The organism is Amycolatopsis sp. NPDC004747 (assembly GCF_053601335.1).
On record NZ_JBSGBQ010000021.1, the window covers coordinates 21,511 to 36,149 of the forward strand.

15 protein-coding genes and 1 pseudogene are annotated in these 14,639 nt (G+C 71.4%); 9 read left to right on the plus strand and 7 right to left on the minus strand.

All coding sequences use genetic code 11. From position 1 onward, the window contains the following. Positions 1 to 17 precede the first annotated feature (17 nt). A complete protein-coding gene (locus tag ACWEGE_RS30090; RefSeq protein WP_449663811.1) occupies positions 18 to 1,013 on the plus strand; it encodes a Scr1 family TA system antitoxin-like transcriptional regulator in 996 nt (331 codons plus the stop codon). Here the strand turns inward: ACWEGE_RS30090 and ACWEGE_RS30095 are convergent. Then, on the minus strand, positions 1,010 to 1,417 hold the full coding sequence (locus ACWEGE_RS30095) for a hypothetical protein (protein WP_449663812.1): 408 nt from the start codon (positions 1,415 to 1,417) through the stop codon (positions 1,010 to 1,012). The genes ACWEGE_RS30090 and ACWEGE_RS30095 overlap by 4 nt on opposite strands. 85 nt (positions 1,418 to 1,502) lie before the next feature. Between ACWEGE_RS30095 and ACWEGE_RS30100 the strand changes: the two genes are divergently transcribed. Genes ACWEGE_RS30100 through ACWEGE_RS30130 form a run of 7 tightly spaced genes read left to right on the plus strand, consistent with a single transcriptional unit; the run spans position 1,503 to position 7,673 of the window. Next, complete coding sequence (locus ACWEGE_RS30100; protein ID WP_449663813.1) at positions 1,503 to 2,567, plus strand: SurA N-terminal domain-containing protein; 1,065 nt, start codon at positions 1,503 to 1,505, stop codon at positions 2,565 to 2,567. After that, a complete protein-coding gene (locus ACWEGE_RS30105) occupies positions 2,564 to 3,496 on the plus strand; it encodes a MazG family protein (RefSeq protein WP_449663814.1) in 933 nt (310 codons plus the stop codon). Before ACWEGE_RS30100 ends, ACWEGE_RS30105 begins: the two co-directional genes overlap by 4 nt. 54 nt (positions 3,497 to 3,550) lie before the next feature. Continuing rightward, positions 3,551 to 4,108, plus strand: a complete 558-nt coding sequence (locus ACWEGE_RS30110; protein WP_449663815.1) for an RNA polymerase sigma factor — start codon at positions 3,551 to 3,553, stop codon at positions 4,106 to 4,108. Further along, positions 4,105 to 4,929, plus strand: coding sequence for a zf-HC2 domain-containing protein (locus tag ACWEGE_RS30115; RefSeq protein ID WP_449663816.1), 825 nt, complete (start codon positions 4,105 to 4,107; stop codon positions 4,927 to 4,929). Before ACWEGE_RS30110 ends, ACWEGE_RS30115 begins: the two co-directional genes overlap by 4 nt. Before the next feature lie 34 nt (positions 4,930 to 4,963). Then, complete coding sequence (locus ACWEGE_RS30120; RefSeq protein ID WP_449663817.1) at positions 4,964 to 5,767, plus strand: ABC transporter ATP-binding protein; 804 nt, start codon at positions 4,964 to 4,966, stop codon at positions 5,765 to 5,767. Continuing rightward, positions 5,764 to 7,113 carry a hypothetical protein gene (locus ACWEGE_RS30125; protein ID WP_449663818.1) on the plus strand — a complete coding sequence of 450 codons (1,350 nt, stop codon included), beginning with the start codon at positions 5,764 to 5,766 and terminating at the stop codon, positions 7,111 to 7,113. The genes ACWEGE_RS30120 and ACWEGE_RS30125 overlap by 4 nt, the downstream gene beginning before the upstream one ends. Beyond that, positions 7,110 to 7,673, plus strand: coding sequence for a hypothetical protein (locus ACWEGE_RS30130; protein WP_449663819.1), 564 nt, complete (start codon positions 7,110 to 7,112; stop codon positions 7,671 to 7,673). The genes ACWEGE_RS30125 and ACWEGE_RS30130 overlap by 4 nt, the downstream gene beginning before the upstream one ends. A gap of 384 nt (positions 7,674 to 8,057) precedes the next feature. On the opposite strand, the pseudogene ACWEGE_RS30135 reads toward ACWEGE_RS30130, so the two are convergent. The 6 genes and pseudogenes from ACWEGE_RS30135 to efeU form a co-directional block, all read right to left on the minus strand. Continuing rightward, a pseudogene (locus tag ACWEGE_RS30135) lies at positions 8,058 to 8,468 on the minus strand (PPOX class F420-dependent oxidoreductase). A 23-nt stretch (positions 8,469 to 8,491) separates the two neighbouring features. Beyond that, positions 8,492 to 9,553, minus strand: coding sequence for a GDSL-type esterase/lipase family protein (locus tag ACWEGE_RS30140; protein WP_449663937.1), 1,062 nt, complete (start codon positions 9,551 to 9,553; stop codon positions 8,492 to 8,494). Beyond that, positions 9,550 to 10,119 (minus strand): TetR/AcrR family transcriptional regulator, encoded by a 570-nt coding sequence (locus ACWEGE_RS30145; protein WP_449663820.1) that lies wholly within the window; start codon positions 10,117 to 10,119, stop codon positions 9,550 to 9,552. Before ACWEGE_RS30145 ends, ACWEGE_RS30140 begins: the two co-directional genes overlap by 4 nt. A gap of 64 nt (positions 10,120 to 10,183) precedes the next feature. After that, entirely contained in the window at positions 10,184 to 11,443 is a 1,260-nt protein-coding gene (gene efeB, locus ACWEGE_RS30150) for an iron uptake transporter deferrochelatase/peroxidase subunit (RefSeq protein WP_449663821.1), read from the minus strand. After that, positions 11,440 to 12,576: an iron uptake system protein EfeO gene (gene efeO, locus ACWEGE_RS30155; RefSeq protein WP_449663822.1), complete on the minus strand. Its 1,137-nt coding sequence runs from the start codon at positions 12,574 to 12,576 to the stop codon at positions 11,440 to 11,442. The genes efeB and efeO overlap by 4 nt, the downstream gene beginning before the upstream one ends. After that, positions 12,573 to 13,418: an iron uptake transporter permease EfeU gene (gene efeU / locus ACWEGE_RS30160; RefSeq protein WP_449663823.1), complete on the minus strand. Its 846-nt coding sequence runs from the start codon at positions 13,416 to 13,418 to the stop codon at positions 12,573 to 12,575. Before efeU ends, efeO begins: the two co-directional genes overlap by 4 nt. A 370-nt stretch (positions 13,419 to 13,788) precedes the next feature. On the opposite strand from efeU, the gene ACWEGE_RS30165 reads away from it, so the two are divergent. Next, on the plus strand, positions 13,789 to 14,535 hold the full coding sequence (locus tag ACWEGE_RS30165; protein ID WP_449663938.1) for a murein transglycosylase: 747 nt from the start codon (positions 13,789 to 13,791) through the stop codon (positions 14,533 to 14,535). Positions 14,536 to 14,639: the final 104 nt, after the last annotated feature.

The following is a 14,639-nucleotide window of genomic DNA, read 5'->3' on the forward strand; positions in this document are numbered from 1 at the left end:
GGTTTTAGGTTCCGCGCATGGCGGAATATCGCGAGCCGAACATCCGGGCCCGGCAGCTGGGGGAACGGCTCCTCGAACGGATGGCGGAGAAGGGCTGGGGCGTCCGGGAAATGTCCCGGCGCCTGGAGATGAGCGCGCAGTGGGTTTCGTCGGTGACCCGCGGCCGGGCCCGGCCGGATCCGGTGAACTTGGCTCGCCTTCTGACGATCCTGGGGGTGACGGGTGCGGAATACCACGAGCTGATGGCACTGGCCGACGAGATGCGCAAGCCGGGCCTGCTCGAGAATCCCGGCAATCTTCGTACTCTGATCGCGCACGAGCAGCAGGCCACTGCCATTTCTTCGTTCCACGGCATGGTCATCCCGGGGCTCCTCCAGACCGCTGACTACGCCCGGTCGCTCGCGCACGAAATGGGCAATCCGCCCGACCCCGACCGGGTGGATGAGCAGGTCTTCACCCGGCTGTCCCGCCAAGCGATCCTTGCCCGCCCTCAGTCGCGGTTCACGTTCTACCTCCACGAATTCGCGCTGCGCCTACCGGTCGGCCCCACACCGGCGGTGATGCGCGCCCAGCTCCACCAACTGGCGAAGGTTCGCGACAACGCCACGATCCGCGTGGTACCGGCAACCGGCGGGCATGCCGGGCTCGCCGGCGACTTCCAGCTGGTCGAGTCGGGTTCGTTCCGGCCGTTGATCTACCTGGAAAGTGAAGTTTCCGCGCTCTACCTGGAGGACCCCCGCGAAATTTCGGCTTACCGCCGCATTCTCCGCGCGCTCGCGAAGACCGCTCTCGATGAGGCAGAATCACGCATGCTCATCACCCGACTCGCGCGAAAGCTCCCGGGAGTGGATATGCCGGAGAAATGGCGGAAGAGCACCCACAGCAGCCAGGCCGACTGTGTCGAAGTGGCCACTGGCCGCGAAGTGCTGATCCGGGACACCAAGGACCGTGAAGGCGGCATCCTCACCGCCTCCACCCCCGCCTGGCGCGAATTCCTCAGCAGGCTCCGCTAACAAACCTCGCTGAACATCGGCGGCAACGGTTCCGCCAGCCCCATCCGCACCGACTCCACCGGCACCGGAACCGCCCCGGCCCCCGCCACCGGCCTCGGCCGGGGCTTCCGCGGCATCCGCGAGCCCGCGCCCCCGCCCCGGCCCGGGTACACCAGCAGCCCGCGCGCCGGGTCCGGGACCGCGTCCAGGGCCGCCGTCACGACCGGCAGTGCCCGGAACGCGTCCCTTCTCTCCTCCGTCGAAAACTCGATCTCCAGCACCACGCCCCAGCGGTGCTCGTGCCAAACCCACTGCTCAGCGCCGTTCGTCAGCGCCGCTTCGGTGAGTGCGTCCCCTCGTGCCAGGCGCCACAGCGAAGCCGAATGCTCCCCGTCGAACACTTCGATGGTCAGCCAATGGTCCATAAGTCGACATTACCGCCGCCGGGACCCCATGCGGGTTGCGTTTCGGGGGCGATGGTGTGAGAGGGTATGGCCTGTGATGCGGATCATGGGGCGCCCTCGCGCGCTGGTCGCCGTCGTTGCCGGTGCTCTTCTGCTCGCCGGGTGCGGCTCGGGCCCCAGCCAGGTCGGGGCCGCCGCCGTCATCGGTGATCGCACCGTCTCCATCGACCAGGTGCAGCAACTGATCGACAAGGCCGTCCGCGAACAGCCGTACGCGCAGAAGCTCGCCGCCGAGCACAAGCTCGAGGTGCTCGGCCGGGCCGTCGTCAGCCAGCTCGTCGTGCACGAGCTGCTCGCGCAGGCCGCCGCGAAGCAGGGCATCACGCCCAACTACGGCCAGATCGACGCCCAGCTGGCCAAGGACCCCCTCAACGGCCCGGTCCCCGCCGACGCGAGCAACGAGACCCAGGCCGTCAGCCAGGTCGTGGCCCGCTCGCGCGACCACCGCGAGGAACTGACCGACACCTACCTCGCCCAGGCGCTGGCCGAGAAGGTCATCCCGAACCTGTCGGTCACGTTCGACTTCACGACGATCGGCACCTTGCCGGACCCCAACACCGGCTCCGCGCCCCAGGGGCCCGAAGCGAAGAAGGCGGCGCTGGACCTCGCCCGGCAGTTCGCCGCCGACCCGGCGGCCGCGAAGAAGCGCATCAGCTCCGACGTCCAGTTCGAGGCCACGGCGCGGCAGCGGGCGAAGGCGTCGGGCAACACCAACGTCGACAGCATCCCGCCGCTCACCGGCCTCGGTGACGCCGTGCCCGCCGCGCAGGCCGGCGCCCTCGCCTCCACGCCGATCTTCGGGTCGGCGGCCGGCACGGTCACGGCCGTCCCGTTCCCGAGCCAGGACCTGGCGGGCACCTGGCTCGTCGCGGTGGTCCGGCAGCGCACGGACGACCGGACCGTCGCCACCGAGCAGGCACCGGAGCTCGACGCCGCCACCAAGACCGCGATCGGCATGCGGCAGCTGCAGCCCCTGTTCGACGAGCTCGGCGCGCGGGTCAACAAGCGGTACGGCGTGTGGGACGCCGTGGGCATGACCGTCGTGCCGAACCAGGACTCCGTCGAGGGCATCGTGCTGCCCCCGGGCGGGGCCGGCAGTGCCAAGCGGTGAGCACTGGTGTCGTCGTAGTCGTCCGCGGGGCGACGCTGCCCGGTGCGGCACTGAAGATCCTGCGTGAGTCATCCGCCGTCTACGCGGCCACGGACGTCGATCCGGCCGCGTTCGGGGTCCCGGCCGTCACCGAGGCGCCTTCGCTGAAGGACGTCGTGCTGCTCGCCGGGTCCCGGGACGAGCCCGCGGCGTCGCTGCTGATCGCGACCGGCGCGGAGGTCATCGAGACGCCGGTGCCGCCGCTGGTCGAGGCCGCCGACGTGATGGACCGGCTGCGCTCGCCGGGCGGCTGCCCGTGGGACGCGGTGCAGACGCACGATTCGCTGCGGCAGTACCTGGTCGAGGAGACCTACGAGCTGCTCGACGCCATCGAGGAAGGCGATCGCGAGGCGCTGCGCGAAGAGCTCGGGGACGTCCTGCTCCAGGTGCTCTTCCACGCGCGGGTCGCGGCCGAGGACGCGGAAGACCCGTTCGGCATCGACGACGTCGCCGCGGCGCTCGTCGCGAAGCTGGTCGGCCGGCACCCGCACGTCTTCGCCGACGCCGACGCCGTGCACACCGTCGAGCACCAGAACCTCAAGTGGGAAGAGCTGAAGCAGCGCGAGAAGCAGCGTCGGTCCATTGTGGACGGCGTGGCGCTCGGCCAGCCCGCGGTCGCACTGGCGGGCAAGCTGGGGCAGCGCTCCGGGCGCGCGGGCATCCCGCTCGACCTCTTCCCCGAAGGCATGGGGGCACCCGCGCAGCTGTTCCGCATCGCGGCCACCGCGCGCCGGGCCGGGGTCGACGCCGAGGGTGAGCTGAGGGCGCTGGCGAAGCAGTTCGCGAAGGACATCCAGGCCGCCGAGCAGGCCGCCCGCGACGCCGGGCTGGAGCCGACGACCCTCGAGGCCGACGGCTGGCGCAAGTTCTGGCCACTCCGTCAGGTGTGACGCAGCACACATCCGGGTGAGAACCGTTCCCGGTGATCCGGCGTCTTGCCTGGTGTGAGACACACGCCAGTGGAGGACGTCGACGAGGAGCACCTCGTCCGGCGCACGGCCAAGGGCGACCGCGCGGCCTTCGAAGAGCTCTACCGCCGCACGGCGCCCTGGCTCGCCGTGCGCCTGCGCCGCCGGTGCGCGGACGAGCAGATCGTCGCGGAGGTCATGCAGGAGACGTTCCTGGCCGTGTGGCGGGCCGCCGCTTCGTTCGCGGGCGGCGCCACCGGCGGGAGCGCGGTCGGCTGGCTCTGGACGATCGCCGCGCGCCGGCTGGTCGACGCGTTCCGCCGCCGCGCTCACCACGCGCAGCCACCGCCGGAGGTGGCCCTCGACGCCGCCCCGGTGGCGGCGGCCGAGGACGAGCTCCTGGCCGCGACGGTGGGCGACGACGTCGGTGACGCGCTGCGCGACCTGGCGCCGGAGCTGCGGGCCGTGCTGCAGGCGATGGTGCTCGACGGGCTGACGGTCCGGGAGACGGCTGTCCTGCTGGGCTTGCCGGAGGGAACGGTCAAGACCCGCGCACGCCGGGCGCGGATCGCGTTGCGGGAGGCACTGTCATGAACCACGCGCCGGAGCAGCTCATCACCGCGTACGTGGCGGGCGAAGACCTCCCCGGTGATCAGCTGTGGGGTCTCGAAGCCCACCTCGAGGCGTGTCCGGTGTGCCGGGCGCGGATCGCCGAGATCGCGCCGGTCGAGCCGGTGGTGGACCTGGTCTGGAGCCGGCTTTCGGTCGAGGTCAGGCTGTCGGCCGTCCCGTTCCACGAGCCCGCCCCCGCACCACAGCCGCAGCGACGACGCCGGCGGCTGCGGTGGCTCGACACCTGGGTCACCCCCGCGATGGCGCCGTGGCTGGCGATGATCGTGGCCGTCACGCTGCCCGCGATCCTGCTCGACGGCGTCTGGCAGGTGGTGTTCGACGTGCCCGCGGTGCAGCTGCTCGCCCCGGTGCTGCCGGTGCTCGGCGTCGCCGCGTCGTGGGCGCGGGGGCTCGACCCGGCCTACGAGGTCGTCACCGCGACCCCGCGGGCGGGGCTCTACCTGGTCGTCCGGCGGACGGTGGCGGTGCTCGCCCTCGTCCTGCCGGTGCTGGGCGTCGCCGGGTGGCTGACCGGCACGCAGCCGGCGCTGTGGTTGCTGCCCAGCCTGGCCTTCACCACCGGCACGCTCGCGCTCGGCGGGCTGGTCGGCGTCAGCCGGGCGGCGTACGCGCTGGTCGCGGTGTGGGTGGCGATCGTCGTGCTGCCGGCCTTCGTCCAGCGGGAACAGGCGTTTTCGCTCGGCACCGGCGCGCTGCCGGTGTGGGCGGGGGTCTTCGTGCTGACCACGGTGGTCGTCGCCCTGCGCGGGCCGGCGTTCACCCGGCTCGGCGCACGTCACTGAGTCTTCGGGTCTTCAGGTTTCAGGGAGGAAAAGCATGCGGGCAGTGGGAGCCGCCGAGGTCGCACCGGCGGCCTACGCCTGGGAAATCCAGGCGCAGGCGCTGAAGGTGCGGGTGGGGCGGAGCAAGATGGCCGTGGACGGGCTGGACCTGTCGCTCGGCAAGGGCGTGCACGGGCTGCTCGGCCCGAACGGCGCCGGCAAGACGACGCTGATCCGGGCGCTGGCCACGGTGCTCCGGCCGGATTCGGGTCGCCTTTCGTTGCTCGGCACCCCGGTCGGCGGGCACTCGGGCCAGCGCGAGCTGCGCCGCCGGATCGGGTACCTGCCGCAGAACTTCGGGTACTACAAGCGGTTCACGGTCCGCGAGTTCGTCGAATACCTGGCCTGGCTCAAAGAGATGTCCAAAGAGGACATCCCGGGGGCGGTCCAGCGGGCCATCGAGCGGGTGGGGTTGGCCGACCGTGCGGACGACCGGATGAAGACGCTGTCGGGCGGCATGGTGCGCCGGGTGGGCATCGCCCAGGCGATCGTCAACGACCCGGACGTCCTGCTCCTCGACGAGCCGACGGCCGGGCTCGACCCGGCGCAGCGGGTCCGGTTCCGCGAGCTGGTCCAGGAACTGGGCCGGGACTCGTGCGTGCTGATCTCCACGCACCTGGTGGAGGACGTGGCCACGGCGTGCACGGACGTCGTGCTGTTCGCGGAGGGAAAGCTGGTGTTCCAGGGAACGCCGGACGGGCTGGCCGCCGCGGGCACCCTCGAGGATGTCGGCGACAGCCCGATCGAACGCGGTTATTCGGCGCTGCTGAACCACGAGCCGGGCCGGGGGTCGTGGTGATCTTCCGCATCGAACTCCGGCGCTCGATCGCGCCCTGGGCCGGTCTCGCGGTCGTCGTCTTCGCGCTCGGGTTCTTCCTCCTGTTCTCCGGGCCGTGGTGGAAGGTGCCCGCGCCCTGGACCGCGAACACCACCACGACCGCGCTCTGGGTCCGGTTCCTGCTGCAGCTGCTCTGGCCCGTCGTGGTCGGGGCCGGGGCCATCCAGGGCATGCGCGACAGCCGGTCCGGCATGACCGAGCTGCTGGCCACCACGCCGCGGCCCGCGTGGCACCGGGCGATCCGGCTGGCCGGCGCCGTCGGTGCGCTGACCGGACTCGGCTACCTGGTCGTGTTCGCCGTCGGCGTCGTCGAAGTCCTCGCCCACGACGGCTTCTTCTCGCTCGTCTTCGTCCCCGTCGTGGGCGTCGGGGTGCTCAGCGTGGTCGCCGGGAGCTGGCTGGGACTGGCCGTCGGGCGGCTGCTGCCGCACCCGCTGACGGCGCCCGGGCTCGCCGTGCTCACCCTCGTCGGGACGGTGCTCTGCTGGATGTCGCTCGAGCCGGACCTGGAGTCCGCCCTGCCGCGCCGGGCCGGTCCGCTGGCGCCGGTGCTGGCCGAGCCGCGGGGCTCGATGGTGACGACCGCCGGCGCGCTCGACGCGGGGCAGGCCGTGTGGTTCCTTGGCCTCGCCGCCACCGGGTTCCTGCTGCTGTCGGTGCGGTCGGTGCGCGCGCGGCTGCTGAGCCTGCTGCCGCTCGTCGTCGGGGCCGCCATCGCGCTGCCGTTGTTCCCGGTGCAAGCCCTCACCGCTGACAGCGTCGCCGCCCGCAAGGTCTGCGACGGGCCGATCTGCGTGGCGGAGCTGCACCGCGACCGGCTGGCCGCATTGGCAGGTCCCGGCCGCGAAGCGCTTGCGATGCTGGCGAAGCTGCCCGGCGCGCCGACCCGGATCGAAGAACAGGTCGCGCCCAACACCAGGACCGAGCCCCTCCCGCGCGATCCCGCCGTCGTCTACCTCGACTTCCAGCGCAACGAGGAGCTCCTCACGGCGGACGCGAGCGACCTGCGGGTGGCGGTGCTGTCCGGGGCGGGCGTGCCGTCCTGCGAGTGGCCGACCAACGCGAGCATGTCCGACCTGGGCGGCCGGATGATCGCGGCGGCGTACTTCACCGGCGAGCTGAGGCCGCTGCCGGAGTACGCCGGGAGGTGGTTCCCGCCCCAGGCGAGCCCGATCCAGCGGGCGTGGGCGCAGTTCCGCGCCCTGCCGCCGGAGGTGCAGTTCGGGCGGGTCGTCGCGCTGCGCCAGGCGTTGCTGGCGTGCCAGGGTGCCCCGCTCGAAACGCTGGTGCCGGGAGCACTCCGATGAGGTGGGCGGTGCTGTACGCCCGCTCACGGCAGCTGCCGGCGGCGTTCGGGGCGCTGCTGGTGGCGACCTGCGGCGTGTGGTTCCTGGGCCGGGACGCCTGGGGCGAGATCCTCGCCGCACTGGCGCTGACCACGGCGGTCGCGGTGGCGGCGATCGGCCTCAGCGGCCAGGACCCCGACCTCGACCGCACCGCGGCCCTGCCGTGGCCGATCCGGCGGTTCGCCCACCTGGCCCTGGTCGCGGTCGCGGCGGGGGCGGTGGTGCTGGGCGTGCAGCAGCTGGGCTCTTCGCCGGTCGAGGCGTCGATCATCGTGCGCGACGCGGCAGGCTTGGCGGGCCTGGCGGGCTTGGCGGCAACGATCGCGGGCGGCCAGTTCGGCTGGACATTGCCACTGTCCTGGGCGGCGGCGAGCCTGTTCGTGCCGAACGACCCATCGGTGGTCAACCGCATCGCGGCGTGGCTGCTGCAACCCCCGGGAACTCCCGCGGCCACCTGGACGGCGGCGGCCCTGGCAGCCACGGGAGCGGCGACGTACACGGCTTGGGGCGGCCGCCGCTAGACGAGTAATGCGTGACTCGGTTGGTGGTCGGGCGAAGCCCAGAAATCATGGAGCTGGGTGGTCATCCCGTCGCCTGAGGCCGTCAAATCACTTTGAGCCGGGCCCGCAACCCAAAGACCAACACGAGATGACAGCGCACGCTTGCGGGCCCGGCTCAAAGTGATAGGCCTCAATCAGGCGACGGGATGACCACCCAGCGGCCCACCTCCAGAAGGCGAGGGGGCAGCGGCAGGTGTGGTCATCCCGGAGCCTGCCCGTCCGGCGAGGACATTCTTTTCTCCCAAACCGCGGCAGCCTTGCGGACTCATTCCAGATGAACCGACGTGGGGTCAGGTGGGCTCGACACAGCCAACCCCACATCGGCGCATTCGCCCCGCCCGGCGATCAGACGTTGCGGATGTTCGTCTCCAGCTCGAGCGGCTCCCGGTCCCAGTCCTCGACGCCGAAGGCGAGGATGCGCTCCGGGTGGATGCGGATCACCGCGTCGTCGAAGTGGTTGTCCGGCAGGTTCACCCCCACCAGGGCCTCCGCGCGGCCCCGGATCTCCAGGCAGCGCACACGCCACGGGTTCGTCGACGGCAGGTCGTCGACGACGAACGCCACGCGGTCGTGTGTGGCGATGTTGCGGAACTTCTTGCTGTTGCGCAGGTTGTGCCCGGTGACGTCGATGGTCTTCTCGTCCGCGTTGTAGCGGAAGCCGACCGGGTTGGCCTGGAGCGTCCCGTCCGGCTACTGGGTCGCCAGCCGGCCCAGGGGCTGGGCGGCGAGGTAGGCGAGTTCTGCTTCGGTGAACATGGCCCCAGCGTCCAACTTCAAGCTCACTTGAAGTCAAGGATCCGCGTGGCGAACCGCGCGCCGATCCGGCGGTGGGCCGCCGGGCACGGGTGGAGGTTGTCCGGCAGCGGTAGCTCCGCGAAGTCCTCCGGGCCGTACAGCGAACGGCCGTCGAGGTAGCTCAGGTTGACGTCTTGCCGCTGCGCCACGATCCGGGCCAGCTCGTCCCGGATGACCTCCAGCGTCAGCTTGTCCGGGCCCGGTTCGCCGGTCGCCCGGAAGCGCACGGAACCGGCAGCCAGTGCCTCGTGGTCGAAGTCGCCCGGGCCCGGGGTCCGCTCATGGATCGGGCAGTACAGCGGCGAGACCACCACGAGCGGGGTGTCCGGGTGGCCGTCGCGGATCGTGTCGAGGAAACCGTGCACCGCGGGCCCGAACGCGCGCAGGCGCATCAGGTCCGCGTTGACCACGTTGATGCCGAGCTTGACGCTGACCAGGTCGGCCGGGGTGTCCCGCAGCGCCCGCGCGGTGAACGGGTCGAGCAGCGCGTTCCCGCTGAAGCCCAGGTTGACCAGCTCGACCCCGGCCGCGAGCGCGGCCAGCGCGGTCCACGTCGCCGACGGGCTCGTCGCGTTCGAGCCCTGGCTGATCGAACTGCCGTGGTGCAGCCACACCCGGTCCGCCCGGGGCGCGGGCGAGACCGGCGCGTCGGTGCGCAACGCGACCAGCGTCGTCAGTTCGTTGTGCGGCAACCAGATCTCGACGTCCTTGTCGTGCCCGGGCAGGTCCGCGAACCGGACGCCGGCCGGCGCCGTCGCCTGGGTCGCGAGCTTGCCGTCGACCAGCAGGTCGTAGACGCCGTCGGGCCGTGGCGGCGCGCCCGGGTACTCGACCTTCGTCGGCAGCGTGTCCAGTTCGATCACGCGAGCCTGTGTGCGGAACCGCAGCCGCACGCCCGCGGGCTGCGCCTCGGCCATCGCGAGCCGCGCGTCGGTGTTCTGCGCCCGCGCGCGGGCCGGCAGCCGGTGCGGGACCAGGCCGCGCTCGGTGCGTTCGAGTTCGAGGGCGCCGCGGACGAGGTCCGCGGTCAGGTGGATGTCGATCACGACCGTGGCCAATCACGCAGGAGCGAATCGAGGACGGCGAGGATGCGGACCCAGCTGTCCGCCGCCGGGGGTGAGCTGTGGTCGAACCCGCCCTGGGTTTCGAGGCCGACGAACCCGTGGAAGACGCTGCCCAGCAGCCGGACGGCGTGCGTTTCGTCCGGCCCGGCCAGGTCGTAGCCACGCAGGATCGCGCGCATCAGCTCGGCGTGGCGGGGACCGGCGCTTGCGGCGGCGGTCTCCGGGTCCAGCCGCAGCTGGGCGGCGGCGTAGCGGCCGGGGTGCTCCCGGGCGTAGTCGCGGTAGACGTCGGCGAAGGCGACGAGCGCGTCCCGCCCGGCCCGGCCCGCGAGCGCGGCGGCGGCCCGGACGGCGAGCTCGTCCAGCGCCAGCAGCGCGACCTTGGTCCGCAGGTCGTTGGCGTTCTTGACGTGCGAATACAGGCTGGCGACCTGGACACCGAGCCGCCGGGCCAGCTCCGACGGCGTCAGCCGGTCGAAGCCCGCCTCGTCGGCCAGCTCCGCGCCGGCGCGTACCACACTTTCGGTGGTCAATCCCGCCCGAACCATCAGCCCTCTCCCGGTTGCCTAAAGCCAGGCTAGATCAGCCTAAAGACTTTAGGCAAACCGGGGGTCAGGAGAACAGCGCGTCCGCCCAGCTCGAATCGCGGGTCACGCCCGGCGGGACCGCGAAGTGCGCCGATCCGGTGTGCTGGACGTACTCCATCATCGCGTCCTTCGACGACAGCGCCTGCTGCATCGGCACGTACTGCTTCCGGGTGTCGCGGTTGAACGCCAGGAAGAACAGGCCCGCTTCGAGGTGACCGACGCCGTCGGAGCCGTCGACGAAGTTGTAGCCGCGGCGCAGGATCCGGACGCCGTTGAGCGCCTGGTGCGAAGCCAGCCGGACGTGGGCGTCCTCCGGGATGAGCTTTTCGCCGCCCGCGCCGCCGACGTCGAGGTCGAGCTCGTCGAACTCCGCGGTCTGGCCCAGCGGGGCGCCGGTGCCCTTCGTGCGGCCGATGATCTTCTCCTGGCCGTCGAGGGTTTCGCGGTCCCACGTCTCGATGTGCATCCGGATCCGGCGGGCCACCAGGTACGAGCCGCCTGCCATCCACGCCGGGCCGTCGGCCGCGGTGGCCCACACCTGGTCGGCCAGGACGTCGGGTTCTTCGGCCTTGATGTTGTTCGTGCCGTCCTTGAAGCCGAACAGGTTCCGCGGGGTCTGCTGTTCGCGCGAGGTCGACGAGCTGCGGCCGAAGCCGAGCTGCGACCAGCGGACCTCGGTGACGCCGAAGCCGAGCCGGACCAGGTTGCGGACCGCGTGCACCGCCACCTGCGGATCGTCCGCGCAGGCCTGGATGCACAGGTCGCCGCCGCTGCGGGCCGGGTCGAGCTTGTCCTTCGGGAACAGCGGCAGGTCGATCAGCTGTGGCGGGCGCTTGCCCGCCAGGCCGAACCGGTCGTCGAACAGCGACGGCCCGAACCCGATGGTCAGCGTCAGGTTCGACGCCGGCAGGTCGAGCGCCTCGCCGGTGTCGCCGGGCGGGGCGTAGGCGCCGCTGCCGACCGCGCCGTTCGCCACGACCTCCTGGCCCGCCGTCATCCGGCGGGCCGCGTCGGTCCACGTCTTGAGCAGGGCCCGCAGCTTCTCGCGGTCCTTCGTCGTGACGTCGAGGGCCGCGAAGTGCAGGTTGGCCTGCGCCGGGGTGACGATCCCGGCCTGGTGCTCGCCGTGGAAGTCGACGACGTTGGTCGACGCCTCGGCGTTGCCGCTGGTCGCCTTGTCGATCCCGATGCCGGCGGCGGCCCCCGCCCCGGCGAGCGCGACGCCCGCGCCCGCCAGGCCGAAGAGCTTCCGCCGCGAAACGCGCGTGCCCTCGGTGGACGTCACTTCGACACGACCTCCGCAACCTTGCTCAGCGGTTCGCTCAGCGCGTCGACGGCCGAGGCGAACTCCTTGACCTGGTCCTGGGAAAGCTCGGTGTAGAGCTTGAAGCCGTCGCCGGACCGCTGCTTGTCGAGCAGGCCCTGGACGTTCGCGAACTCCTTGTCCAGAGTGGACACCAGGGCCGGGTCCTTGGCCTGCAGGACCGGGCGCAGCGAGGTGATGGCGCCCTTCGAACCGTCCACATTGGCCTGGAAGTCCCAGAGGTCGGTGTGCGAGAAGGCCTCTTCCTCACCGGTGATCTTGCCGGTGGCGACCTCGTCGAGCAGGCCCTTCGCGCCGTTCGCGAGGTCCAAGGCGGACAGCTCGAGGGTCTTGGTCTTGGCGACCAGGTCCTTGACGTCGGTCACCAGCTTGTCGGCGATCTGCCCGCTGTCGGGCTGCAGGCCGGTCTTGAAGAGGTCCTTTTCCAGCCGGTGGAAGCCGGTGAACTGCTGGTTCGGCTCGAGGTCGGCCTCGCGGACGTCGATGGCCGGGTCGAGGTCGCCGAACTTCTCGGCGACCGGCTCGATCCGCTCGTAGTAGACGCGGGTGCGCGCGTACGCGGTCTTCGCCTCGTCGACCTTGCCGGCCTTGACGAGGTCGGCGAACTTCGCCGTCTCGTCCTGCAGCGCGGAGGTGTTGTTGGCGATGTACTCGGCGTAGCTCTTGGTCGCCTGCGCCTTCTGCGCGTTGGTGTCGTTCTGCTTCGCGACGCCGCCGGTGACCGTGAAGTCGCCGCGGATGCCGTTGCCGGACATGCCCGGCTTGCACGCGGTCTGGTACTTGCCCGCGTCGGCGACCTCGACGATCAGCCGCCGGTTCAGCCCGGGCGCGATGTTCTCGACCTCGCCCATGATCCGGTCGCCCTCGGCGTAGAGGTAGAACTCGGTGACCTTGGTGCCCTTGTTGGTGATCTCGAAGGTCAGGTTGCCCGCGTCGGCCGTGGTCGCGGAGACCTCGCACGCGGTGTCGGACGCGGCGACCTTGATCGGGCCACCGGCCGCCGCGGGCTGGCTCTTGCTGTCGCACGCGGCCAGCGTCACCAGTACGGCGGCGCCGGCCAGCACGGCCAGCGAGGGGGTCTTGCGCACGGTCACTCCTTCGAGGCGGCCGCGACGGCGGGCGCCGGCGCGGTCTTCTTGCTTGGCTTGAGGAACAGCGGCAGCACGACGGCGACGTAGGCGACCCAGGCGACGGCCTGCAGCACGGTCGTCTGCTGCGAGTAGTTGAAGATGCCCTTCAGCAGGGCGCCGTACCAGGACGTCTCGGGCAGCGCGCTCGACGCGTCGAAGGCCAGGGTGTGGATGCCCGGCAGGAACGCGGCCTCCTGGAGGTCGTGCAGGCCGTAGCCGAGCACGCCGGCGGCGACGAACACCAGCAGCACGCCGGTGATCGTGAAGAACCTGGTCAGGTTGAACCGCACCGCGCCCTTGTAGAGCAGGTAAGCGAGCACGACGGCGGCCGCGATGCCGATGGAGAAGCCGATCAGCGGCTGCACGGTGTCCGATTGCGCGGCCTGGACGGTCGAGTAGAAGAACACCGCGGTCTCGAGCCCTTCGCGCCCGACCGCGAGGAACGACAGCAGCAGCACGGCCGCCGGGCCCACGTTCAGCGCGTCGTCCATCTTCCCGCGCAGTTCGGCGGCGATGCTCTTGGCGGCCTTGCGCATCCAGAAGATCATCGCGGTGACGAACACGACGGCGACGATCGAAAGGCTCCCGCCGAGCAGCTCCTGGTGCTCGAAGGTCATCTGGTGCGTCGTGAAGGTCAGGACCGCGCCGACCGCGACCGACAGCACCACCGCGGCGCCGACGCCCGGCCAGACCCAGCGCAGCGCGTGCCGCCGCTCGGTCTTGACCAGGAAGGCCACCAGGATGCTGACGACCAGCGCGGCTTCCAGGCCTTCGCGCAGCCCGATCAGCGCGCTCGAGAACAACACCGGTCCGCCTCCCTGGGTTTCTGCTTCCGTGATGGTTTTAGGTAAGGCTCACCTGTAAGTCCAGTGCACGTCCGCTCCTTCGAAACGATGCAACCGGACAAAAAGGGCATCGGCTTGAAGTTAGGTTAGGGTAACCGCAGGTCAGAGGCTTGCGCGTCGACTCCATAACGAATTCTGTGATTTCGCAGGCAGTGGGCCCAGGTTTACCTTCGGCTTGCCTGGTCAGCCGTCCGAGGGACCCCCTTGAGTGGCTCCGTAACCTGTTCGAGTGGCCGATACCGCTCAGCCGACTGTCACGCCGCCGGACACGCCGCCTTCGGGTGGCCCGCCCAGGCGGTTCGTCGGCCGGATCGCCCTCGCGCTCGGGCTGGTGGCCACCGGCGTGCTCCTCGTCGTCACCATCGGTGTCCGGAACCCCGACGCGCCCACCGCGGCACCCGCGGTCCAGCCGGCGCTCGCCATCCCTGAGCAGCGTCCGCAGCCCGGTGCCGAAGCGCCGCGGGCGGGCCTCGCCGCGCCGGTCGACCGGCCGCAGGTGTCCGACCGTGCCGAGCTCGACGCGTGGGCGGGCCGGGTGGCGGACAAGACGCACGTCCCGGCGCGCGTGCTGGCCGCGTACGGGCGGGCGGAGATGTGGATGCAGCGCCAGAAGCCGACCTGCCACCTCTCGTGGGCCACGCTCGCGGGCATCGGCCGGGTCGAGAACGAACGCGGGGAGTTCGACCTCGCGGCGATCGGCGCGGACGGCCGGGTGGCGAAGCCGGTGGTCGGCCCGCCGCTGGACGGCTCGCCGGGCGTCCCGGCGGTGCACGACAGCGACGGCGGCAAGCTCGACGGCGACAAGTCGTGGGACCACCTGATCGGCCCGATGCAGTTCCTGCCGTCGACGTGGAAGAAGTACCAGGAACGCGCGAACGGCGACGGCGGCACCCCGGACCCGCAGAACATCGACGACGCGGCCTTCACGGCGGCGCGCTTCCTGTGTTCCGGCGGCGACGACCTCGGCACCCCGGCCGGCTGGTGGCGAGCGATCCTGTTCTACAACCAGGCCCTGGCGTACGGCCAGGACGTCTTCAGCGCGGCGGACGCCTACGCGGAGGCGAGCGTCGCGCCCTGAGTCAGAGCTCGCGGTCGGCGACGAACGGCGTGACGGCCATCAGCACGAGCAGCAGCAAGCCGGCGTAGGCGCCCAGCGTGACGAAGATCGACATTTCCGGTTCC